20 protein-coding genes, 5 tRNA genes and 1 other annotated feature are annotated in these 23891 nt (G+C 50.9%); of the genes, 6 read left to right on the top strand and 19 right to left on the bottom strand.

Going from position 1 to position 23891, the window contains the following annotated elements; all coding sequences use genetic code 11:
• Positions 1-98 precede the first annotated feature (98 nt).
• The 3 genes from clpB to rluD form a co-directional block, all read right to left on the bottom strand.
• The gene (gene clpB, locus ACF8OF_RS05255; RefSeq protein WP_025154111.1) at positions 99-2672 is read right to left on the bottom strand and encodes an ATP-dependent chaperone ClpB; all 2574 of its coding nucleotides are present in this window, start codon (positions 2670-2672) and stop codon (positions 99-101) included.
• A 112-nt stretch (positions 2673-2784) separates the two neighbouring features.
• Positions 2785-3531 carry a purine nucleoside phosphorylase YfiH gene (gene yfiH, locus ACF8OF_RS05250; protein ID WP_392495933.1) on the bottom strand — a complete coding sequence of 249 codons (747 nt, stop codon included), beginning with the start codon at positions 3529-3531 and terminating at the stop codon, positions 2785-2787.
• 9 nt (positions 3532-3540) lie between these two features.
• Positions 3541-4518 (bottom strand): 23S rRNA pseudouridine(1911/1915/1917) synthase RluD, encoded by a 978-nt coding sequence (rluD, locus tag ACF8OF_RS05245; RefSeq protein ID WP_279799749.1) that lies wholly within the window; start codon positions 4516-4518, stop codon positions 3541-3543.
• A gap of 137 nt (positions 4519-4655) precedes the next feature.
• Here rluD and bamD point away from each other — a divergent pair, with 137 nt between their 5' ends.
• The 4 genes from bamD (at position 4656) to epmA (ending at position 8601) form a co-directional block, all read left to right on the top strand.
• Positions 4656-5390 (top strand): outer membrane protein assembly factor BamD, encoded by a 735-nt coding sequence (gene bamD / locus ACF8OF_RS05240; RefSeq protein ID WP_025154108.1) that lies wholly within the window; start codon positions 4656-4658, stop codon positions 5388-5390.
• A 309-nt stretch (positions 5391-5699) separates the two neighbouring features.
• Positions 5700-6044 carry a ribosome-associated translation inhibitor RaiA gene (gene raiA / locus ACF8OF_RS05235; RefSeq protein WP_004237887.1) on the top strand — a complete coding sequence of 115 codons (345 nt, stop codon included), beginning with the start codon at positions 5700-5702 and terminating at the stop codon, positions 6042-6044.
• A gap of 122 nt (positions 6045-6166) precedes the next feature.
• Positions 6167-6288 (top strand) — a sequence feature (Phe leader region).
• A gap of 29 nt (positions 6289-6317) precedes the next feature.
• The gene (gene pheA / locus ACF8OF_RS05230) at positions 6318-7469 is read left to right on the top strand and encodes a bifunctional chorismate mutase/prephenate dehydratase (RefSeq protein ID WP_392495931.1); all 1152 of its coding nucleotides are present in this window, start codon (positions 6318-6320) and stop codon (positions 7467-7469) included.
• 154 nt (positions 7470-7623) lie between these two features.
• Positions 7624-8601, top strand: coding sequence for an elongation factor P--(R)-beta-lysine ligase (gene epmA, locus ACF8OF_RS05225; protein ID WP_392495930.1), 978 nt, complete (start codon positions 7624-7626; stop codon positions 8599-8601).
• A gap of 64 nt (positions 8602-8665) precedes the next feature.
• On the opposite strand, the gene tyrA is transcribed toward epmA, so the two are convergent.
• The 7 genes from tyrA to ffh all read right to left on the bottom strand — a co-directional run bounded on the left by tyrA (position 8666) and on the right by ffh (position 14856).
• Complete coding sequence (tyrA, locus tag ACF8OF_RS05220; protein ID WP_392495928.1) at positions 8666-9787, bottom strand: bifunctional chorismate mutase/prephenate dehydrogenase; 1122 nt, start codon at positions 9785-9787, stop codon at positions 8666-8668.
• 18 nt (positions 9788-9805) lie between these two features.
• A complete protein-coding gene (locus tag ACF8OF_RS05215; protein WP_279799742.1) occupies positions 9806-10900 on the bottom strand; it encodes a 3-deoxy-7-phosphoheptulonate synthase in 1095 nt (364 codons plus the stop codon).
• Between the two features lie 434 nt (positions 10901-11334).
• Entirely contained in the window at positions 11335-11688 is a 354-nt protein-coding gene (gene rplS / locus ACF8OF_RS05210; RefSeq protein ID WP_004237881.1) for a 50S ribosomal protein L19, read from the bottom strand.
• Positions 11689-11748: 60 nt separating this feature from the next.
• On the bottom strand, positions 11749-12501 hold the full coding sequence (gene trmD / locus ACF8OF_RS05205; protein ID WP_004237880.1) for a tRNA (guanosine(37)-N1)-methyltransferase TrmD: 753 nt from the start codon (positions 12499-12501) through the stop codon (positions 11749-11751).
• Between the two features lie 39 nt (positions 12502-12540).
• Positions 12541-13089: a ribosome maturation factor RimM gene (gene rimM / locus ACF8OF_RS05200; RefSeq protein ID WP_262859240.1), complete on the bottom strand. Its 549-nt coding sequence runs from the start codon at positions 13087-13089 to the stop codon at positions 12541-12543.
• Positions 13090-13107: 18 nt separating this feature from the next.
• Positions 13108-13356, bottom strand: a complete 249-nt coding sequence (gene rpsP, locus ACF8OF_RS05195; protein ID WP_004237878.1) for a 30S ribosomal protein S16 — start codon at positions 13354-13356, stop codon at positions 13108-13110.
• A gap of 138 nt (positions 13357-13494) precedes the next feature.
• On the bottom strand, positions 13495-14856 hold the full coding sequence (gene ffh / locus ACF8OF_RS05190; protein ID WP_392495925.1) for a signal recognition particle protein: 1362 nt from the start codon (positions 14854-14856) through the stop codon (positions 13495-13497).
• 183 nt (positions 14857-15039) lie between these two features.
• Between ffh and ACF8OF_RS05185 the strand changes: the two genes are divergently transcribed.
• A complete protein-coding gene (locus ACF8OF_RS05185) occupies positions 15040-15831 on the top strand; it encodes an inner membrane protein YpjD (RefSeq protein WP_025154100.1) in 792 nt (263 codons plus the stop codon).
• A 55-nt stretch (positions 15832-15886) separates the two neighbouring features.
• Complete coding sequence (locus ACF8OF_RS05180) at positions 15887-17179, top strand: CNNM domain-containing protein (protein ID WP_392495924.1); 1293 nt, start codon at positions 15887-15889, stop codon at positions 17177-17179.
• A 71-nt stretch (positions 17180-17250) separates the two neighbouring features.
• Here the strand turns inward: ACF8OF_RS05180 and luxS are convergent, their stop codons facing one another.
• The 9 genes from luxS to alaS form a co-directional block, all read right to left on the bottom strand.
• Positions 17251-17766 (bottom strand): S-ribosylhomocysteine lyase, encoded by a 516-nt coding sequence (gene luxS / locus ACF8OF_RS05175; protein ID WP_004238743.1) that lies wholly within the window; start codon positions 17764-17766, stop codon positions 17251-17253.
• Between the two features lie 164 nt (positions 17767-17930).
• Complete coding sequence (gene gshA / locus ACF8OF_RS05170) at positions 17931-19490, bottom strand: glutamate--cysteine ligase (protein WP_262859243.1); 1560 nt, start codon at positions 19488-19490, stop codon at positions 17931-17933.
• 277 nt (positions 19491-19767) lie between these two features.
• Positions 19768-19844: transfer RNA gene (locus ACF8OF_RS05165), tRNA-Arg, on the bottom strand.
• A 24-nt stretch (positions 19845-19868) separates the two neighbouring features.
• Positions 19869-19945 (bottom strand) — tRNA-Arg (locus ACF8OF_RS05160).
• 52 nt (positions 19946-19997) lie between these two features.
• A tRNA-Arg gene (locus tag ACF8OF_RS05155) sits at positions 19998-20074 on the bottom strand.
• Between the two features lie 93 nt (positions 20075-20167).
• Positions 20168-20244: transfer RNA gene (locus tag ACF8OF_RS05150), tRNA-Arg, on the bottom strand.
• A gap of 8 nt (positions 20245-20252) precedes the next feature.
• Positions 20253-20345, bottom strand: a tRNA-Ser gene (locus ACF8OF_RS05145).
• Positions 20346-20699: 354 nt separating this feature from the next.
• Positions 20700-20891, bottom strand: coding sequence for a carbon storage regulator CsrA (gene csrA / locus ACF8OF_RS05140; RefSeq protein WP_004237871.1), 192 nt, complete (start codon positions 20889-20891; stop codon positions 20700-20702).
• Between the two features lie 229 nt (positions 20892-21120).
• Entirely contained in the window at positions 21121-23748 is a 2628-nt protein-coding gene (gene alaS / locus ACF8OF_RS05135; RefSeq protein ID WP_262859244.1) for an alanine--tRNA ligase, read from the bottom strand.
• Positions 23749-23891 lie beyond the last annotated feature (143 nt).

Raw genomic sequence — 23891 nt, 5'->3', positions numbered from 1 at the left:
CAAAAATAAGGCAAACACACAAGATATCGCTGATTTCCTGTGCATAATGCACAAAAAAGGGGCGCTTCCGCGCCCCTCTGTTTTGCTTTCTTCTGTTATTACTGTTTCGCGGTGATCACACCATCGGTTAAATCCAGGGTGATCATTTTGCCCGGAATCAGTTTGCCGGACAGCATTGCCTGCGCCATCGGGTTTTCGATCTCCTGCTGAATAGCCCGTTTCAGCGGACGCGCCCCGAATACCGGGTCGAATCCGGCTTCCGCCAGTTTATCCAGCGCACTGTCAGTAATCGTGACCTGATAGCCGTGCTCTTCCAGACGTTTGTACAGACGTTTGAGCTGAATTTTCGCAATTGCGTGGATCTGCTCTTTCGCCAGCGGATGGAATACCACCACTTCATCAATACGGTTGATGAATTCCGGTCTGAAGTGATGAGAAACCACTTCCATGACCGCGCCTTTCATTGCATCGTAGTTCAGTTCACCAAAGTGCTCCTGAATCCGGTCAGACCCCAGGTTAGAGGTCATAATCACGACCGTGTTGCGGAAATCCACGGTGCGACCCTGCCCGTCAGTCAGCCGTCCGTCATCCAGCACCTGTAATAAGATGTTGAAAACATCCGGATGCGCTTTTTCCACTTCATCCAGCAGAATGACAGAATAAGGACGACGGCGGACCGCTTCGGTCAGATAACCGCCCTCTTCATACCCGACATATCCCGGAGGTGCCCCGATAAGCCGTGCCACGGAATGTTTTTCCATAAACTCGGACATATCGATACGCACCATCGCGTCATCGCTGTCGAACAGGAAATCAGCCAGCGCTTTACACAGCTCGGTTTTACCCACCCCGGTCGGCCCCAGGAACAGGAACGAACCAATCGGACGATTCGGATCAGATAACCCGGCACGGCTGCGGCGGATAGCATTCGCCACCGCATCGACCGCTTCATCCTGGCCGATCACACGACTGTGCATCACCTGCTCCATACGCAGCAGTTTTTCACGCTCACCTTCCAGCATGCGGGATACCGGAATACCGGTCCAGCGCGCCAGGATTTCAGCGATTTCCACATCAGTCACTTTATTACGCAGCAGCTTCATATCTTTATCTTCTGCCGCATTCGCTGCCGCCAGCTGTTTTTCCAGCTCCGGAATTTTACCGTACTGCAATTCTGACATTTTGGTCAGATCACCGGTACGGCGTGCCTGTTCCAGTGCGGTTTTCGCCTGCTCCAGTTCTGCTTTAATATGCTGGGTGCCGGACAGCGTTGCTTTCTCCGCTTTCCACTCTTCTTCCAGAGACGCATACTCGCGCTCTTTCTCGGTTAATTCCTGCTCCAGCATATCGAGCCGTTTTTTACTGGCATCATCAGACTCTTTTTTCAGTGCCTGCTGTTCCAGTTTTAACTGAATGATACGGCGATCCAGTCTGTCGAGAGATTCCGGTTTGGAATCCATCTGCATACGCAGACTTGCACCCGCTTCATCAATCAGGTCAATCGCTTTATCCGGTAACATACGATCCGTAATATAGCGGTGTGATAATGTTGCCGCCGCGACAATCGCCGGGTCGGTTATCTGCACATGGTGGTGCAGCTCATAACGCTCTTTCAGACCACGCAGAATCGCAATGGTGTCTTCCACTGTCGGCTCAGCCACATAGACTTTCTGGAAACGGCGCTCTAATGCCGCGTCTTTCTCTATATACTGGCGGTACTCATCCAGCGTGGTGGCGCCCACACAGTGCAGTTCACCACGGGCCAGCGCCGGTTTCAGCATGTTCCCGGCGTCCATTGCACCATCGGCTTTACCTGCGCCGACCATGGTATGCAGCTCATCAATAAAGAGGATGACACTGCCTTCTTCTTTGGATAATTCATTCAGAACGGCTTTCAGACGCTCTTCGAAATCACCGCGGTATTTGGCACCCGCCAGTAATGCCCCCAGATCCAGGGACAGCACGCGTTTGTTTTTCAGCCCTTCCGGCACTTCTCCGTTGACGATACGCTGCGCCAGTCCTTCCACGATGGCGGTTTTACCCACCCCGGGTTCCCCGATCAGTACCGGGTTATTTTTGGTTCTGCGCTGTAAGACCTGGATAGTCCGGCGGATCTCTTCATCACGGCCGATAACCGGGTCAAGTTTGCCGGATTCGGCGCGCTCAGTTAAATCAATCGTATATTTCTTCAGGGCCTGGCGTTGATCTTCCGCGCCCTGGTCATTCACATTTTCACCACCACGCATAGTGTCTATAGCCTTCTTAAGTGTTTGTTTATTAATTCCGGCTGCTTTTAATACATCGGCTAATGAGCTGTTGCTCTCTAATACAGCCAGAACAAAAATTTCGGATGCGATATAAGCATCATTTTGTTTTTGTGCAATCTGGTCACATATATTCAGGTGACGGATTAGATCCTGTGAGGGTTGCACATCCCCGGCGGAACCTTCCACCTGCGGTAAACGACTGATGGTGTCATCAATCTTCTGATTAAGCTGCGCGATATCCGCCCCGGCGGATGCCAGTAACGGACGCACCGACCCGCCTTCCTGATGCAGAAATGCAGACAGTAAATGCACGGGTTCAATAAATTGATTGCTGTGCCCGACTGCAAGAGACTGGGCGTCGGCGAGCGCTTGCTGGAATTTATTCGTGAAACGATCCAAACGCATAACACCTCCAAAAAATGGCTTTGAATTTTAGCTAAGTACTAAATGAGGACTTTTGTCAAATATTCAAGCCGGATTTTGAAAAAATATTAAATATTATGCGTAATCCTGAAGGTTATAGCTTTTGCTGAGGAGTGATCCAGATAAATGACGCCATGCGCCCGGTCCGGGCATCACGGCGGTAAGAGAAGAAGCGGGCAACGTCAGTCACCGTGCATTCGGTGCCGCCGGAAACCGAGGTCACACCGGCAGCAGCCAGACGCTGACGGGCCAGCTGATAAATATCCGCCAGATATTTATCACCATACGGAATAAATGCCGAAGCCGCTTCTGCGGCGTGCACCATAAACACCTCCCGCACTTCCGCACCGACCTCAAATTTCTGCGGGCCGATAGCCGGCCCCAGCCAGGCGATAATATCTGACGGCGCAGCTGTAAAGCACGACACGGTATTTTCCAGCACGCCACCGCATAAACTGCGCCAGCCTGCATGTGCCCCCGCCACTTCACGCCCGTCACGGGAACAGAACAGTACCGGCAGGCAATCCGCCGTCATGATCGCACAAACTTTCCCCGGGGTACGGGTATACACCGCATCGGCCTGCGGGCCGCGCGGTGTGTTGTCATCCAGAATGGCAACATCCGTTCCGTGTACCTGATTCAGCCACAGCGGTGTGTCCGGAAACCCTGCCGCCTCAGCCAGAATCGCCCGGTTACGGACGACATCCTCCGGGGAATCACCGGTATGCAGCCCCAGATTGAGACTGTCAAACGGCGGCTGACTGACACCGCCTGTACGTAATGAACTGCAGGCTTTCACGCCTGCGGGCAACGGCCATTGCGGGGTAATCAGTGCGGTCATGGTGACTCCTTACCAGTCCATATCATCCTGATGCGCTTGTGCATCAGCTTTGAGAACCTCAATCAGTTTCACCATATCATCCGGAATCGGCGCGTGCCACTCCATCTGAATGCCGGAGATCGGATGATAAAGACGCAGCATGGTGGCGTGCAGTGCCTGACGGTCAAATTCCCGCAGTGCATCACGGAATTCATCACTTGCCCCTTTCAGCGGACGCGGACGACCACCATAGAGCTGGTCACCCACCAGCGGATGATTGATATGTGCCATATGCACACGGATCTGGTGAGTACGGCCGGTTTCCAGACGCAGGCGCAGACGGGTGTGAGCACGGAAATGCTCCATCACACGGTAATGCGTCACCGCCGGTTTACCCATCGGGTTAACGGCCATATGAGTACGTTTGGTCGGGTGACGGGAAATCGGCTCTTCCACTTTGCCGCCCGCAGTCATGCGACCATTGGCCACCGCTTCATATTCACGGGTGATTTCGCGCAGTTGCAGTGATTCCACCAGCCGGGTCTGAGCCGGAACGGTTTTCGCCACCACCATCAGACCGGTGGTGTCTTTATCCAGGCGGTGAACGATACCTGCGCGCGGCACATCAGCGATATCAGGATAATGATACAGCAATGCGTTCAGGACAGTGCCGTCCGGATTACCCGCCCCCGGATGCACCACAAAATCACGCGGCTTATTAATCACCAGGATATCATCATCTTCATAAACGATATTGAGCGGCAGGTTTTGCGGTTCAAACCGCATGTCTTCGTCAATCAGTGCATCAATACTGATTTGTTCCCCGCCCAGCATTTTTTCTTTTGGTTTGTTGACAAGACGGCCGTTAACCTGAACCCTGTCAGCTAAGATCCACTCTTTTATACGTGATCGTGAATAATCAGGGAACAATTCCGCCAAAGCCTGATCTAAACGCTGACCGAGCTGTGATTCATTAATAGTTGCGGTAAGTTGTATTTCTTGAGCCATGTTTGTCTCTGTATCAGAAAGTTATATTTTGAACGGCAACACCGTTTCATTTAAACTATGTGGTATTGTATCGTGATCGCCAGCGGGAGCTGTACGGAGTGCTCCCTAAAAAATATTCAGAGGATAATCAACACGTGATGATACGTATGAAATATCTCGTGGCCGCCGCCACGCTAAGCCTCATGTTGTCCGGCTGTTCCGGAAACAAGGAAATTCTCCCGGATGCCTCACCGTCAGAGCTGTACACTGTCGGCCAGGAAAAATTACAGGACGGTAACTATAAAGGGGCCATCACGCAGCTTGAGACCCTCGATAACCGTTTTCCTTTCGGCCCGTATTCACAGCAGGTTCAGCTGGATCTGATTTACGCCTACTATAAAGCAGGTGATTTACAGATGGCACTGGCCTCTATCGACCGTTTCATGCGTCTGAACCCGACACATCCGAACATCGATTACGTCCTGTACATGCGCGGTCTGACCGCTCAGGCGCTCGATGATAACATGCTGCAGAGTTTCTTTGGTATCGATCGTGCGGACCGCGACCCGCAGAATGCCCGTGTGGCATTCCAGGATTTCAGCCAGTTACTGCGTTATTATCCGACCAGTATCTATGCGACAGACTCCGCAAAACGTCTGGTGTTCCTCAAAGATCGCCTTGCGGCCTTTGAACTGGCCGTTGCGAAATTCTACACGAAACGCGGGGCATATGTCGCGGTGATTAATCGTGTTGAATTAATGCTGCGTGATTATCCGGACACACTGGCGACACGTCAGGCGCTGCCGCTGATGGAAAATGCCTATAATGAACTGGGATTAACGGCGGAAGCCGGAAAAGTGGCAAAACTGATTGCCGCTAACCCGCGCAACTGAGTTCCGTTTTACCTGTTTGATTGAAAAGGCCATCTCCGGATGGCTTTTTTATTGTCTTATCACAGTGTTACTGCATAAAAAATGGCCGACAGCCTTCTCGTCTCTGAGAATGTGCGGTCAGCCAACTTATCGATAATGCACGATTCAGTCCTTTCCCGCAAGTGGTATCCTCTGTATTCTCAACCCGGCTCACAAAAATATAACCTTTTGAAAAAACTAAAAAATATTAGTGACGGCGATCAATTTTTTCTTGTCACCATCCACGTATTCTGAGCATCAACAAGACGGATGTAACAAAGAGAGGTCACTATGAATGTGAATATCACCAGTAAGCAAATGGAGATCACCCCGGCAATCCGGGAGCATGTTGAAAACCGTCTCGATAAGCTGAGTAAGTGGCAGGTTCCTTTAATTAACCCGCACATTATCCTCGCGAAAGATCCGCAGGGATTTGTGGTTGATGCCACCATCAGCACACCGAATGGAAATTTAGTTGCCAGCGCCAAACACGCTGATATGTATGCCGCCATCAATGAATTACTGGCGAAACTGGAACGGCAGCTGAATAAAGCACAGCACAAAGGTGAAGCGCGCCGCGCGGATAACAGTGTTAAAGAAGCCAACCTTGTGTCTGATGAAGAATCCGCAGAATAAAAAATATAATAAATTGAGTTTTGTCTCTGCGCGCCCTACGGGCGCGTTTTTTTTGGTTGACACAACGGGTTGCATCAGGTCTATTAACTATCATCTGATGACACAACGGACAACGTACTGACCATGTATCCCCGCATCCGCTTCTTCTTTTTCTTTTTTCGCTTCTGTTAATGAGGCTTTTTGTCGTGTGAGAAAGAAAACGAAGACGCACAGAAAAGCCTCCCGCCGCGGAGGCTTTTTTTATCGCCGGGAAACAGGGTCTGAGGACAACATATGAACGATCTTTTAGCTATACGGGAACAAATCAGCCAGCTGGATGCGCAATTACTGGATTTACTGGCAAAGCGACGCAAACTGGCCGTGGCTGTCGCACAGACCAAACTGCAGGATAACCGCCCTATCCGCGATAAAAACCGCGAGCGTGAACTGCTGGATGTACTGATAAACAAAGGCAAACCACACGGGCTGGACGGGTTTTATATTACCCGCCTGTTCCAGCTGATTATTGAGGATTCGGTTCTAACCCAACAGGCGATTTTACAAAAGCACCTGAATCAGACACCGGATAACAGCGCGCGGATAGCCTTCCTCGGACCGAGAGGCTCTTATTCACATGTGGCTGCCCGTCAGTATTCCGCCCGTCATTTCGATCATATGACCGAGTTCAGCTGCCGTAAATTCCGCGATATTTTTGAGCTGGTTGAAAACGGTCAGGCGGATTACGGAATGCTGCCGCTGGAAAATACCAGTTCCGGTGCCATCAACGATGTCTATGATTTGCTCCAGACCACCCCGCTTTCCATTGTCGGCGAGCTGCGTCTGCCGGTGAATCACTGTCTGCTGACCATTCCGGGCGCTGATCTTGCCGGAATCACCACGCTTTACAGCCATCCGCAGCCATTTGAACAGTGCAGTCAGTATCTCAGCCAGTTCCCGGATCGCAAAATTGAATACTGCGAAAGTACCGCAGCGGCGATGGAAAAAGTCGCCTCCCTTAACCGGACGGATGTGGCGGCTCTCGGCAGTGAAGCCGGTGGCGCGCTGTACGGGTTACAGGCGATTGCACAGAATCTTGCCAATCAGCAGACCAATATGACGCGGTTTATTGTCATAGCCCGCCAGCCGATTGATGTGTCAGAGCAGGTACCGGCGAAAACCACGCTGCTGATGGCGACCGGACAACAGGCCGGGGCGCTGGTCGATGCGCTGATTATCCTGAAAGAGCATGACATTGTGATGAGCAAACTGGAATCCCGCCCTATTCACGGCACACCGTGGGAAGAGATGTTTTATATTGATGTGCATGCCAATCTGCGTTCCGTACCGATGCAGCAGGCGCTCAACGCGTTGCAGGCAATCGCCCGTTCGGTGAAGGTGCTCGGTAGTTATCCGGGGGAACATGTCCCGCCGGCCTTAATCAGTTGATGATACCTGCCCGGGGTGCTCCCGCACCCCGCTGCCGCACAATACGCCTGTTCAGAGTCCGGTTTTACACGTAGCATGTTCTGCATATCTGTTTGTCACCATCAGAGGTTGCGGGTAAACTGCACCCTTTATTTTTATTCGGAGTTCTTACGGCATGAGTGATATTGCGGGCTGGCAGCCGACTGCCCCGATAGCCAATCTATTAAAACGTGCAAAAATTGTTAATGAAATCAGACATTTTTTTGCAGACAGAGGTGTATTAGAAGTCGAAACGCCGACCATGAGTCAGGCGACCGTCACCGATGTCCATCTGCGCGCCTTTGAAACTCAGTTTACCAGCCCCGGTGCCGCACAGGGAATAACGCTTTATCTGATGACCAGCCCGGAGTATCACATGAAACGGTTGCTGGCAGCGGGCAGCGGGCCTATTTATCAGATGGGTCGCAGCTATCGTAACGAGGAAGCCGGACGCTATCATAATCCGGAGTTCACCATGCTCGAATGGTATCGTCCTCATTATGATATGTACCGTCTGATAAATGAGGTTGATGATTTATTACAGCAAACCTTAGAGTGTGAAAGTGCAGAGTCGTTATCCTACCAGCAGGCTTTCCTGCGCTACCTGGATATCGATCCGCTGACCGCCGAAAAAGACAAACTGCGTGACGTTGCAGCCAAACTGGATGTCAGCAATATTGCTGATACTGAAGAAGATCGCGATACCATTTTGCAGTTGCTGTTTATGGTGGGTGTGGAGCCGCATATCGGGCTGGAAAAACCAACCTTTATTTATCACTTCCCGGCAAGCCAGGCTTCACTGGCGGAGATCAGTTCTGAAGATCACCGTGTGGCTGAGCGCTTTGAGGTGTATTACAAAGGGGTTGAGCTGGCAAACGGCTTCCGTGAACTGACTGATGCCGCAGAGCAGCGTCAGCGCTTTGAGCGGGATAACCGCAAACGGGCAAGTATGGGTCTGCCGGAGCAGCCGATTGATGAAAATCTGCTGGCAGCACTCGAACACGGATTCCCGGAATGTGCCGGTGTGGCACTGGGGATTGACCGGCTGATTATGCTCGCGCTGGGTGCAGAGCGGATCAGTGATGTGATCGCCTTCCCGGTGGATCGCGCCTGATTATCCGGTGAAACCGGTGTGATAAAAAAGCGGATGGTATCATCCGCTTTTTTGTGTCTTATACTCAGCGGCGGCTGTCTCTCGCCTGTTGCAGCAGTCCCTGACTCTCTTTCATAAAGCGCTGGGCGTGTTCGCCAAACCAGTCACTGACGGCGGAAAACTGCGAAATAAACTCTGCTTTATCCCGGCTTTCCAGCAGTGCCATGGCTTCACCGAACTCACGGTGATAATTCTCTATCACATCCAGGTTATCTTCCGAGGCCATAATGATATCGGCATAAAGCTGTGGATCCTGGGCAAACAGGCGGCCAATCATCACCAGTTCCAGCCGGTAAATCGGTGATGACAATGACAGCAGCTGCGCGAGATCGACATTTTCTTTTGCCAGATAGCGCCCGTAAGCAAAGGTGGTAAAATGACGCAACGCCTGAATATAGCGCATATTACGATCATGCTCCTGCGCCTTAATACCCTGCAAATGCGCGCCCCAGACGGTGATCTGTTCCAGGAACCACTGGTACTGCTCCGGAAAACGCCCGTCACAGAATGCCACCACCTGCTTGGCAAAACTGCCGACATCCGGCCCGAACATCGGGTGCAACCCGAGCACCGGCCCGTTGTGTACTGCCAGCATTGCCTGTAACGGCCCCGCTTTGACAGAGGCGAGATCCGCCAGGATGCAATCTTCCGGTAGCGGCGGTAATTGTTTAATAACCTGTTCTGTCAGATGGATAGGCACACTGACAATCACCATGCCCGCATCCGACAGCAATTCAGGCGCATCGGCCCAGTCACCGCTGTCGAGAATACGCACGGTATAACCGGACAACGCCAGCATCCGCCGGAACAACTGCCCCATTTTGCCGTCACCGCCGACAATCACGATCGGACGTACCTGCGCATTGAGCTTTTTAAAACCCTTATCATTCTCACGGGAATAGGATTCCCGCATGATACGGCGCAGCACATCCTCTATCAGATCCGGCGGAACCCCGAGGGATTCCGCCTCCTGCCGCCGGGACGCCAGCATCGTGGCTTCGCGATCCGGCGCATAAACCGGCAGGCCGTGCTGACTTTTCACTTCCCCGACTTCTGCCACTAACTGCAGGCGTTTTGCCAGCAGTGACAGCAGCGATTTATCCACTTCATCAATTTGATCACGTAAATGCGTTAATGCACCGGACATACACCCTGCCTGTTTTTATTATCCTGCCTGCTGTAACTTAACCACACGCTCTGCCAGCGCCGGTGAAATCTGCTGATGCAGCTGACGCAGAACTGCTTCAGTGGTTTCCCAGCTGATGCAGGCGTCCGTCACTGACACGCCGTACTGCATGGCACTGCGCGGCTGTTCTGATGACTGATTGCCTTCATTAATATGGCTTTCCAGCATAATACCGGTAATTGAGGTATTTCCGGCACAAATTTGTTCTGCCACCGCATCCACCACCAGCGGCTGACGACGGAAATCTTTATCCGAGTTGCCGTGACTGCAGTCTACCATCAGTGAGGGGGTGAGACCGGCTTTCTTCATTTGTGCCTCACATTCCGTAATATCTTCCGCACTGTAGTTCGGGCGTTTTCCGCCGCGCAGGATCACATGGCCGTTCGGGTTACCCTGTGTCTGTAACAGACAGACCTGACCGGACTGGTTGATCCCCATAAAACGGTGCGGCATGGACGCGGCTTTCATGGCATTGATGGCGGTGCTCAGACTGCCGTCAGTGCCGTTTTTAAAGCCGACCGGCATGGACAGACCGGATGCCATTTCACGGTGTGTCTGTGATTCGGTGGTACGCGCCCCGATGGCAGACCAGCTGAACAGATCCCCGAGGTACTGCGGGTTATTCGGATCCAGCGCTTCACCGGCCAGCGGCAGGCCGAGCTGAACCAGGTCCACCATCAGTTTGCGGGCAATGTGCAGACCTTTTTCCATCTCGAAAGAGCCATCCATAAACGGATCACTGATAAGCCCTTTCCAGCCCACAGTTGTCCGCGGTTTTTCAAAATAGACACGCATCACGATATACAGACTGTCACTCAACTCAGCAGATAATTCTTTCAGACGACGGGCATACTCCAGCGCTGCATCGGTGTCATGAACGGAACACGGACCGCAGACCACCAGTAAACGCGGATCACGGTGATGAACAATATCCGCAATCGTCTTACGCGCACCGGCGATGGCATGCTGGTCGTTGCGACTCAATGGGTACTTTTGTTTCAGTTCTTCCGGTGAGATTAAAACAATTTCATCACTGATGTGAACGTTATTGAGTGCGTCTTTTTGCATGATCATAGTGTTTTCCTGCTGAGTTTTACAAAAAATGGATTACGTGTTGAGTGTCTGAGAAAACACCATAACATCCTTCGTAAATAATTCAATCCAAAATCGTAAAATATTTAAATTTTTGTACATTTTAAATTACAAAACAAAAATAAGATGTTCTCGCCGAAGAAATAAAATCATCTCACCCGTCTCAAAATAACGCACAATACATTGATAAAAAAGACAAAATATAAGAATTGAAACGTAATGCATTAAATAACCGATAAAAGCGGAGAAGCTTAAAACACAGATTTAGTGTAAATATTTATTTACATTGAAAAATTGGTGTCATATAAACAATACAGTGAATTGAACGGAAAACAGGCAGGAAAGGGAAATAAAATAGCGTATAAAAAAGGCCAGCACGAGGCTGGCCTTTTATTATCATATCGGATGCTTGCGCATTATTTTGCGTTCAAACGCTCTTTAATACGAGCTGCCTTACCTGAACGCTCACGCAGGTAGTACAGTTTAGCACGACGAACGGCACCACGGCGTTTAACGCTGATGCTGTCAACAACAGGTGAGTGAGTCTGGAATACACGCTCAACACCTTCGCCGTTAGAAATCTTGCGAACAGTGAATGCAGAGTGCAGACCGCGGTTACGGATAGCGATAACCACGCCCTCGAATGCCTGCAGACGTTTTTTAGAACCTTCAACGACCCATACCTTAACTTCCACGGTGTCACCCGGACGGAATGAAGGTACGTCTTGTTTCATCTGCTCTTGTTCAAGTTGTTTAATAATGTTGCTCATAATAAATCTCTTACCCTAGGTAAACTGATATTTCAAAAGATATCCCGCAGGATACCTGGATTAACTTGTTGCTCCGGACTGATATTCCCGTTGGAATTCAGCCAGCAACATCCTTTGCTCGTCAGTCAGAGCTAGGCTTTCCAGAAGTTCAGGTCTTCTGAGCCAGGTGCGACCGAGTGACTGTTTCATACGCCAGCGATCAATTTCCGCATGGTTGCCCGACAGTAAAACCGGCGGAACACACATGCCATCCAACACTTCAGGGCGGGTATAGTGCGGGTGGTCAAGTAAACCGTCAGCAAAGGAATCTTCTTTTGCTGATGCCTGATGTCCGAGGACACCCGGGACAAAACGCGATACCGCATCAATCAGTACCATCGCCGGTAATTCACCACCGCTGAGCACGTAATCCCCGACTGACCATTCTTCATCTATTTCAGTCTGGATAACGCGTTCATCTACGCCCTCATACCGGCCGCACACCAGAATTAACTTCTCGTTGGCGGCCAGCTCACAAACTCCCTGTTGATCGAGTTTGCGGCCCTGCGGCGAAAGATAAATCACTTTCGCATTGTCACCTGCGGCAGCTTTTGCTGCATGGATAGCTTTGCGCAGAGGCTCCACCATCATCAGCATGCCGGGACCGCCCCCATAGGGCCGATCGTCCACAGTGTGGTGCCGGTCATACGTGAAATCACGCGGGTTCCAGCAATCTACACTGATCAGGCCGTTTTTTACTGCCCGTCCGGTTACACCATGCCCGGTAATTGAGAGGAACATTTCAGGAAACAGGCTGATAACCCCAATCCACATTTTCGTGTCCCACTTAATGACAAAACCATCACCGGAGGTTTAAAAACCGGGATCCCACTCAACTTCAATCAGTTTTTCAGTGAGATCAACTTTCCTGATAACCTGCCCGTCAAGATACGGTACTAACCGCTCTTTCATGCCGAAGGCATCTTTCAGATTTGCTTTAATCACCAGAACATCATTCGACCCGGTTTCCATTAAATCGGTCACGGTGCCGAGATCATATCCGCCGGTGGTCACTACACGGCAGCCCATCAGGTCTTTCCAGTAGTAATCATCGCCGTCTAATTCCGGTAACTGCGAACTGTCCACCACGATTTCCGCATTGGTCAGTGCGTTTGCCGCATCTCTGTCGTCAACCCCGTTGAGTTTGACGATCATATCCTGATTGTGGGATTTCCAGTCTTCCGGTTCGATGTGTTGCCACACCCCGTTACGCTGAATAAACCACGGCTGATAATCAAAAATACTTTCAGTATTTTCGGTGGAAGAAAACACTCTGAGCCACCCTTTAATACCGTAAGATGACCCCAGTTTGCCGAGTACAATCGGATCAGAAGGGGCTTGCGGATTAGTGTGCTTGCTCATTGTTGCCACCGTGACAGATTAAGCTGCTTTTTTTGCGTCTTTGATCAGTACAGCAACACGATCAGAGACAGTTGCACCCAGACCAACCCAGTGTTCAACACGGTCCAGATCTAAGCGCAGAGTTTCAGCCTTACCGGCAGCGATAGGGTTGAAGAAACCAATACGTTCGATGAAACGACCGTCACGTGCATTACGACTGTCGGTTACGACGATTTGGTAGAACGGACGCTTTTTTGCGCCGCCACGAGCTAAACGAATTGTTACCATAACATCCTCATTGAATTGACAAACAACCAGACCCCATCGAGGAATGGCGTCCGGTTGTCATAGAAAAAGCCCGAAAAGTTTACTCACTTTGGCGAAAAAATCAATCCAAAGTGATTATTCTTTGTGACTTTCTTTGTTTTACCGCCCCATCATACCCGGCGGCATCATACCTTTCATGCCCCGCATCATCTTCGCGAGGCCCCCTTTCTTCATCTTTTTCATCATGCGCTGCATATCATCGAACTGCTTGAGCAGCCGGTTGACATCCTGCACCTGAGTTCCGGAACCTGCTGCGATACGGCGTTTGCGGGACCCTTTGATAATGTCCGGTTTGACGCGCTCTTTTTTGGTCATGGAATTGATCATCGCTTCCATTTTGGTCAGCACGCTGTCATCCATCTGCGATTTCACCGCGTCAGGCACCTGAGACATGCCCGGCAGCTTAGTCAGCATCCCGGCCATGCCACCCATATTGCGCATCTGCTTAAGCTGTTCCAGGAAATCATTGAGGTCAAACCCGTCACCTTTTTTCAGCTTGGAGGCCAGTTTCTCCGCCTGGTCGCGGTCAACTTTGCTCTCAATCTCTTCAATCAGTGACAGCACATCGCCCATGCCCAGAATACGGGAGGCAACGCGATCCGGATGGAACGGCTCCAGTGCATCGGTTTTTTCCCCGACACCCAGGAATTTAATCGGTTTACCGGTAATATGGCGGATAGACAGTGCCGCACCGCCGCGCGCATCACCATCGACTTTGGTCAGCACCACACCGGTCAGCGGCAGGGCTTCGTTAAAGGCTTTGGCGGTGTTTGCCGCATCCTGACCGGTCATGGCATCCACGACAAACAGGGTTTCGATCGGATTAATAGCTGCGTGCAGCTCTTTGATCTCGCCCATCATGCCTTCATCGACATGCAGACGGCCCGCGGTATCCACCAGCAGGACATCAAAGAATTGCAACTGTGCGTGTTTCAGTGCTTTTTTAACGATATCAATCGGTTTTTCTGACACATCAGACGGGAAGAATTCGATCCCCACGGTCTCTGCCAGTGTCTGTAACTGTTTAATCGCCGCCGGACGGTACACGTCCGCAGAGACCACCAGTACTTTTTTCTTCTGTTTTTCTTTCAGCAGTTTACCGAGTTTCGCCACACTGGTGGTTTTACCCGCACCCTGCAGACCGGCCATCAGTACCACAGCCGGCGGCTGGGCGGAGAGATCCAGGGCGTTGTTTTCCTCGCCCATCGCCGCAACCAGTTCGCCCTGAACGATTTTGACGAACTCCTGCCCCGGCGTCAGGCTTTTATTCACCTCATGACCAACGGCACGCTCTTTGACGCGGTTGATGAAATCCCGTACCACCGGCAGGGCAACATCGGCTTCCAGAAGCGCCATACGCACTTCGCGCAGCGTTTCTTTAATATTGTCTTCCGTCAGTCGTCCGCGACCACTGATATTGCGCAAGGTGCGCGAAAGTCTGTCAGTTAAATTATCAAACATGTCATCGACTCTGCCAAAACTGAGCTAAAAATAGAAAAGATACCCGGGATTATAACACGCGCCGCAGCAAATCAGCGAACCGATTTACGTAAAGTATCGTGTAATCATTGGAGTGATCTGCGGGCTGCGGTATACTGACGTATGAATTTTGTTTCATCTTACTGACTGAATAATCACAAAACCATGCCTGAAATCTCTGTTGTTGCAATTAGCGCGTATCTGTTAAGCCTGGTTCTCCTGATGCCGGGCGTGCTCCGCTATCAGCGCGGCTACCGGAAACTGGCGCTGATCTTTGCCGTTATCGCGCTGGTGTGTCACGGTGTGGCGGTTAAATCACAGATTTTTCAGGGCGTTGGTCAGAACCTGACACTACTGAATCTCGGCTCGGTGGTCAGCCTGCTGGTCTCCGTCATTATGACAATTGTCGCGTTTCAGGGCCGGGCATGGTTCCTTATCCCGATTGTTTACAGCTTCTCGATGGTCAACCTGATTCTTGCCACCCTGATGCCGGGCGAGTTTATCACCCACTTACAGGCCAGTGTGCCGCTGTTTGTGCATATCGGACTGGCGCTGCTCAGCTTCGCGACACTGATTATTGCGGCACTGTATGCCATGCAGCTCGGCTGGATGGATCATCAGCTGAAAAACAAACGCCTCAGGTTTACGCCGGATATGCCGCCGTTAATGGTTATCGAGCGTAAAATGTTTCATATCACCCAGGTCGGCGTGATTCTGCTGACACTGACACTCGCCACCGGCATTGTGTTTATGGATAACATCTTTGATAAAGATAATATTCATAAATCATTGCTGTCGATGGTTGCCTGGTGTGTCTATATCGTGCTGCTGTGGGGGCACTATCATGAAGGCTGGCGCGGTAAACGGGTTATCTGGTTTAACTTCGCCGGTGCCTTTATTCTTACGCTGGCATTTTTCGGGCACCGTCTGTTTCAGGAACTGATGCTGTATGCATAACAGGCGGTCTCTGTAACGCCTTTTTCCGCTCATCACAAAAGAAAGGAACACCGCTGTGGAGCACGTCTCAACAAGCACGCTGATTATCATTCTTATTTTACTGGTGATAATTTCAGCGTACTTTTCCGCATCCGAAACCGGGATGATGACCATCAACCGCTACCGGCTGCGCCATCAGGCCAAGCAGGGCAACCGGGCGGCGCGTCGTGTCGAGCAGCTGCTGGAGAAACCGGAACGCCTGCTGAGTCTCATTCTTATCGGTAATAACCTGGTGAATATTGTCGCCTCCGCACTGGGGACGATTGTCGGTATGCGGTTGTACGGTAACGCCGGTGTGGCTATCGCCACCGGGGTGCTGACCTTTGTCATCCTCGTCTTTGCCGAAGTGATGCCGAAAACCATTGCTGCACTTTATCCGCAGCAGGTTGCCTTTCCGAGCAGTTTTCTGCTGCGTCCGCTGGCCAAAATCTGTCTGCCGCTGGTCTGGGCATTTAATGCGATAACCCTGATTCTGATGCGCTGCATCGGTATCCGCGGCACCGTGATCCGCAGTGATGCGGTTTCAAAAGAAGAACTGAAAACCATCGTTAATGAATCCAAAGGCAAGCTGTCCCGCCGCAACCAGGACATGCTGATCTCCATCCTCGATCTGGATAAAGTCAGTGTGGATGAAATTATGGTGCCGCGTACTGAAATCATCGGCATTGATATCAATGATGAATGGAAATCCATTCTGCGCCAGCTTACGCACTCGCCGCACGGCCGGATAGTGCTCTACCGCGACTCACTGGATGATGCCATCGGTATGCTGCGTGTCCGTGAAGCTTACCGGCTGATGATTGAGAAGCAGGAATTCACCAAGCAAATGCTTATCAAGGCCGCCGATAAAGTCTACTTTGTGCCGGACAGCACACCGCTGAACTTACAGCTGGTCAATTTTCAGCGCAATAATGAAAAAGTCGGACTGGTTGTTGATGAGTACGGTGACATCCAGGGGCTTATCTCGGTGGAAGATATTCTGGAAGAGATTGTCGGTGATTTTACCACCTCAATGTCACCGTCGCTGGCTGAGGAAGTGACCCGTCAGCCTGACGGCACACTGCTGATTGAAGGCTCTGCCAATATCCGCGAAATCAATAAAGCCCTGAACCTCTCCCTGCCGGAAGAAGGTGCCCGCACCATTAACGGCCTTCTGCTGGAAGAGCTTGGTGATATCCCGACACTCAATACCCTTGTCGCCATCGGGCACTATCAGTTTGAAGTGGTTGCCATTGGTGAGAATGTGATTAAAACGGTAAAACTGTCGCCGCTGAAACCGGTCGGTGCCGATATCGCGGCTGATATCTGAGAAAGATAAAAGACATAAAAAAACCTGCGGCAGCAATGCGCGCAGGTTTTTTTGTATCCGGGGCTGAAAAATTACGGATGCAGTTTTTCCAGCTCATCATCAGATAACAGCAGTTCATCATTTTTGTTGACGCGGACATCGCGCTCAATGATGTTTTTTGCAATCTGATGTGCTTCTTCCAGTGAATGCATTTTATACGTCCCGCACTGATACAGGTTCAGCTCAGGGATCTTCGCCTGATCTTTGACCGTCAGGATATCCGCCATAGCGTCTTTCCAGGCCTGCGCAACACGGGTTTCTGACGGCGCACCAATCAGGCTCATATAGAACCCGGTACGGCAGCCCATCGGCGAGATATCAATGATTTCAACACCATTGCCGTTTAAATGGTTACGCATAAAACCGGCAAACAGGTGTTCCAGTGTATGCGTTCCTCTTTCCGGCAGAATCTCTTCATTAGGAACACAAAAACGCAGATCGAAAACAGTGATGGTATCGCCACCCGGGGTGGTCATGGTTTTCGCTACGCGTACCGCAGGTGCCGCCATGCGTGTGTGGTCAACTAAAAAACTATCCAGCAAAGGCATAATTCCCGCTCCTCTTTTTTTTGTAAAAAATGCCGAACGAATGAAACTTTTTCTGAATACGCTGGTCTGATGTAGTGAAAGACGCGCAAATTGTTATCATCCCTATTCTCTGAGAGATTTATTTTGGCCACATTGATTGTGGCCATTTTCTTATCTGTCAGAAATCAGCGACCGCCATGCAGCGCCAGATACTCATCAAAACTTATCGTATCACTCTCTTCCATCGCTTTTTGTTTATCGACAGAAGCCTGCCATTGTTCAGCAAAGTCTGCTTCACTGATCACGTCATACGGCTCGTGAGTCAGTTCTTCATGATACCGATCCGCCAGGGCCAGCCCGTAACTTCCGATACCTGCTTCTTTTATCAGTGCCAGCATCCGGCCCGAGAACGTCAGTTCCGGATCATCAAACTGCATTTTCAGTGCTTCGCACACTTCGCGATACTGTGTGCCTGAGCAGGTATCTAACACATCGGCAACACGCAGGAGATCATTAAACAGTGCGTGACCCACTTTTTGCAAGGGTTGTTTTTCACGACCGCAGCCGATACCGATTTCCTGTCCCGGTTTACGCCCTTCCAGAATCACCCGGTTCCAGTTATGACGGGCACACGCCAGCTCATCCGCGCTCATTTCCGGCGCATCGGCCAGCACACACCAGATAAGGAACAGGTCGAGGAAACGGATTTGTGTTTCATCGACACCGGTGGCAGAGAACGGGTTGATATCCAGGGCGCGGACTTCGATATACTCCACCCCGCCGCGCTGTAAGGCATCTGACGGCGACTCATCGCCTTTCTGCACACGCTTCGGCCGGATAGGCGCATAGAACTCGTTTTCAATCTGCAGGACGTTAGTATTAATCTGAAGGTGTTTTCCGTCTTTGGTTAATCCCAGTGCGGCAAATTCTTCAGACGGGATCTGAATGGCATTCTTCAGCCCGGCGACATAGGTGTCCAGATGGTTGAAGGTGATGTTCAGATCACTTTGTGACTTGTTGGTATAGCCGAGGTCGCTTAAACGCAGTGACGTGGCATACGGCAGGTATAATGCCCCTGTCGGCAGCGTTTCAAACGGCAGATTGGTTTTACGGCCGCGCAGGAATGAGCCGCAAATCGCCGGCGATGCACCGAACAGATACGGGATAACCCAGCCGAAGCGGTAATAGTTGCGGATCAGGCGGAAATAGCCGTCGGAGATTTTATCCTTACCGCTTTCCGCATCACTGATACCGCTCCACGCCTGCCAGAATTCCATCGGCAGAGAGAAGTTGTAGTGGACACCGGAAATGGTCTGCATCAGCGCGCCATAGCGGTTTTTAAGCCCTTCACGGTACAGCGTCTTAAAACGCCCTGCATTGGATGTGCCGAACTGCGCCAATTCGATATGCTCTTCAGAATCAATGAAGCATGGCATACTCAGCGGCCACATCCGTTCATTGTTCAGATGACGCGCAGTGTAGCGGTGCACATCACGCAGAAATTTCACGGTGTAATCAATACGCGAATCCACCGGGGTTATAAACTCCAGCAATGACTCGGCAAAGTCCGTGGTGATCCACTTATGGGTTAATGATTTTCCCAGCCCTTCCGGGTGACCGGTACGTGCCAGAGCACCATCCGGCGTGATACGCAGTGTTTCGCGCTCAATGCCGCGGTTGATGCCTTTTAAAATCCGGGGGTGCGCCTCTAACCATGAGAGCGCTTTGGATACATCCGGGATCAAATCGACCTCCCGTCCTGATAATGGATAGTATTCATAAGGGGGATACTTTATCGCAAAGCCGGGCTATTGTCGCTGTGATTCAACCCAGCCCCACACAAACGGAACAGCAGAAACCACTGCTGTGACAATGTATTATCCCTCTTACATGTCATTGTTATACGATCAGTTTCAGAAGCATCTGTACTTCAGATAACGAGTATGACGTAAAAACGGATTCGATTCAGTGACGGGAAAAACGGAAAAAGAAAAACCCCGCTCAAAGAGCGGGGTTTTTATATGGTGCACCCGAGAGGATTCGAACCTCTGACCGCCCGGTTCGTAGCCGGGTACTCTATCCAGCTGAGCTACGGGTGCTGAATATGGGATAAGAGAGGAAGATGGTGCACCCGAGAGGATTCGAACCTCTGACCGCCCGGTTCGTAGCCGGGTACTCTATCCAGCTGAGCTACGGGTGCATCGCATACTAATTCTGTTACCGGAAATCAGTTTTGAAATAAAGTGATAAGATGGTGCACCCGAGAGGATTCGAACCTCTGACCGCCCGGTTCGTAGCCGGGTACTCTATCCAGCTGAGCTACGGGTGCGTACCTTAAAACATCTTTTCAGAACTGATTTTTTTATCTTAGCATTTTCTTTTGCCAAAATAAAAACCCCATGACAGTATCGTGGGGTTTAAATGGTGCACCCGAGAGGATTCGAACCTCTGACCGCCCGGTTCGTAGCCGGGTACTCTATCCAGCTGAGCTACGGGTGCAATCTGAATGGCGGTGAGAGAGGGATTCGAACCCTCGATGCAGCTTTTGACCGCATACTCCCTTAGCAGGGGAGCGCCTTCAGCCTCTCGGCCATCTCACCATTGTTTCAGACCACACAACGATGATTTCCGTTTCCGTCATCTCGTCGTCGTGTGGCGCACATATTACTTTCCCCCACTGAGAAGTCAAACAATTTTTCCCAACTTTTTAAGATCTCACGATCGTTTGCACAATTACCGCGCACTATGTTGATTTTCACAACGATACGCGTGTTTTTACGACAACGAAATCCACCTCCGCTTAATACGGCGGTGAGGAATAAATACGGTCGTGTGCAGAGAAAGTGACAGAATAGCGGGCGATTTTTGCAGGAAAGAAAAAACAGAACCGGGATAATAGCGGCAGAAAGAAAATGAAGAAGGCGCCCGTTGCGGTAACGAGCGCGCCTCGCAACTTAATAGTTATTGTTATTGGGTTGAGATTTTTCAGCCTGGATCCGCTGGTAAATTTCTTCACGGTGAACAGAAACCTCTTTGGGGGCGTTGACACCAATTCGAACCTGGTTTCCTTTAACACCCAGTACAGTCACTGTTACCTCATCGCCTATCATGAGTGTTTCACCAACTCGACGAGTCAGAATAAGCATTCTTTGCTCCTTGAAATATTAAAAGAGTCGGGCCTCTGAGTTTACCCGCCATTATCCATCCAACACCGTGAAAGCGTATAGCAATGATTATTTGTAAACTATATGTAGTTTTAGACACATTGCAATATTTAGTGTAGTTAAAAATTGCGACCTAACGTTAGTGATACAAAGACCTAATCACCAATATCAGGAGCACGCCGGAGCGCGCTCCTGTTCAGATTTACTCAGACTACAGGTGAGATGCCACCCAGCTTTCAACACTTGCCATAGCAGCAGGTAAAGCAGCGGTATCTGTCCCGCCGGCTTGAGCCATATCCGGGCGACCGCCCCCTTTACCACCGATTTGTTCAGCAATAAAGGCCACCAGTTCGCCGGCTTTGACCTTACCGGTCAGATCTTTTGTTACACCTGCAATGAGACTAACTTTATCATCACTGATAGTTGAAAGCACAATAATTCCAGAGCTTAATTGATTTTTTAGATCATCAACCATCGTCCGTAACATTTTAGGTTCGGCGTTAGCCAGTTGTTTCACCAGGAGTTTAACACCGTTCACTGAAACGGCATCTTTGGTCATGGAGGAACTTTCCTGCGCAGCCTGCTGTTCTTTGAGTTGCTGTAACTCTTTTTCCAGGGTGCGGATTTTATCCAGCGCAGCTTTGACTTTTTCGCTCACACCGGCTTCATCACTTTTCACCAGCTGTGCCACCGCAGAGAGTGCGTCAGACTGCTGATTCACGCTTTCCAGTGCGCCAATACCGGTAACCGCTTCAATACGGCGGATACCCGCCGCTGTGGCGGATTCACTGATAATACGGAACAGACCGATATCACCGGTACGTGCTGCGTGAGTACCGCCGCACAGCTCGGTTGAGAAATCGCCCATGCTCAGTACACGGACACGTTCATCGTATTTTTCACCGAACAGTGCCATCGCACCTTTGGCTTTCGCCTCTTCCAGATCCATCAGCTCAGTCACGACCGGCTCATTTTTACGGATTTCGGCGTTGACCAGGGCTTCCACTTCACGGATTTGTGCCGGTGTCATGGCTTCAAAGTGAGAGAAGTCAAAACGCAGGTATTTATCGTTTACCAGTGAGCCTTTCTGTGACACATGCTCACCCAGAACCTGACGCAGCGCGGCATGCATCAGGTGCGTTGCCGAGTGATTCAGGCGGATGGCGTTACGGCGCTCTTCGTCGATTTTCGCGGTGATTTTGTGGTTCACGGTCAGTTTACCGCTGTCCACACGACCGGCATGGCCGATAGCCTGGCCGTATTTCTGTGTGTCCAGAACGCTGAACTGTGCATCGTTGCTCGACAGTACACCGGTATCACCGACCTGGCCGCCGGATTCCGCATAAAACGCGGTTTTATCCAGGATCACCAGACCTTCATCACCGGCATTCAGCTCAGTCACCGGCTGACCTTCTTTGTACAGTGCAACAATGGTTGCCGCCTGTTCATTGTGATCATAACCGGAGAAGTCACTGCGCTTGTCCACTTTGATGAGACTGTTGTAGTCCGCACCAAAGCCGCTGTTTTCACGGGCACGGCGGCGCTGTTCTTCCATTGCCGCTTCAAAACCGGCTTCGTCCACTTTCAGGTTACGCTCGCGGCAGACGTCAGCGGTCAGATCCAGCGGGAAACCATAGGTGTCATAAAGACGGAATGCCGCTTCACCACTCAGGGTATCCCCGGTCAGTGAGGCTAATTCATCATCCAGCAGTTGCAGGCCGCGTTCCAGCGTACGGGCAAACTGCTCTTCTTCTGACTTCAGCACTTTCTCAACCATTACGCGCTGACGTGCCAGTTCTTCACCGGCAGAGCCCATCACGTCGATCAGCGGCGCAACCAGTTTGTAGAAGAAGGTGTCTTTCGCGCCCAGCATGTAACCATGGCGGACAGCGCGGCGGATGATACGGCGCAGTACATAACCGCGGCCTTCATTGGACGGAATAACGCCGTCACAAATCAGGAAGGCACAGGAGCGGATGTGGTCGGCAATCACGCGCAGTGATTTGCTGGTCAGATCGTCAGCACCGGTCACTTTCGCCACATCGGCAATCAGTTTACGGAACAGATCGATATCATAGTTAGAGTTTACGTGCTGCAGAACAGCCGTAATACGCTCCAGACCCATACCGGTATCAACGGATGGTTTCGGCAGCGGCTCTAATGTGCCGTCAGACTGACGGTTGAACTGCATAAAGACGATGTTCCAGATCTCGATGTAACGGTCACCGTCTTCTTCCGGTGATCCCGGAGGGCCGCCCCAGATGTGGTCGCCGTGATCAAAGAAAATCTCAGTACACGGACCGCAGGGACCGGTATCGCCCATCTGCCAGAAGTTGTCAGAGGCGTATTGTGCGCCTTTGTTATCACCGATGCGGATAATGCGTTCAGCCGGCACACCGACCTCATCTTTCCAGATGTTGTACGCTTCATCATCCGTTGCATAGACGGTTACCCACAGCTTCTCTTTCGGCAGGTTAAACCATTCTTTGCCGGTCAGCAGTTCCCAGGCGAAATTGATAGCATCGTGCTTGAAGTAATCGCCGAAGCTGAAGTTACCCAGCATTTCGAAGAAAGTGTGGTGACGTGCAGTGTAGCCGACGTTTTCCAGGTCGTTGTGCTTACCACCTGCGCGGACACAACGCTGTGCTGTCGTGGCGCGGGTGTAAGGACGTTTATCCAGACCGAGGAAAACATCTTTGAATTGGTTCATCCCTGCGTTAGTAAAAAGCAGCGTTGGGTCGTTGTTCGGAACCAGCGAACTGCTCTGGACAATCTGATGTCCTTTTGTATGGAAAAAGTCGAGAAACGCTTGACGGATCTCAGCGGTGCTTTTGCTCATATTTATCCCGAAATCAAGCTGAAATAATAAGATTTATGAATTGCGAAACAGACTGTGAAGCCGCTCCGATTCAACCTTCGGATCAATCAAGGCGGAGAGAAATTTAAGGGTTTCCCTTGAACATTAATTCCCAGATAAATCCA

This window comes from Morganella sp. TYF_1 (genome assembly GCF_043105645.1).
Classification (GTDB): domain Bacteria; phylum Pseudomonadota; class Gammaproteobacteria; order Enterobacterales; family Enterobacteriaceae; genus Morganella; species Morganella morganii_B.
Note: the sequence above shows the minus strand (reverse complement) of the source record. Positions and strands in the feature narration are given on the sequence as shown.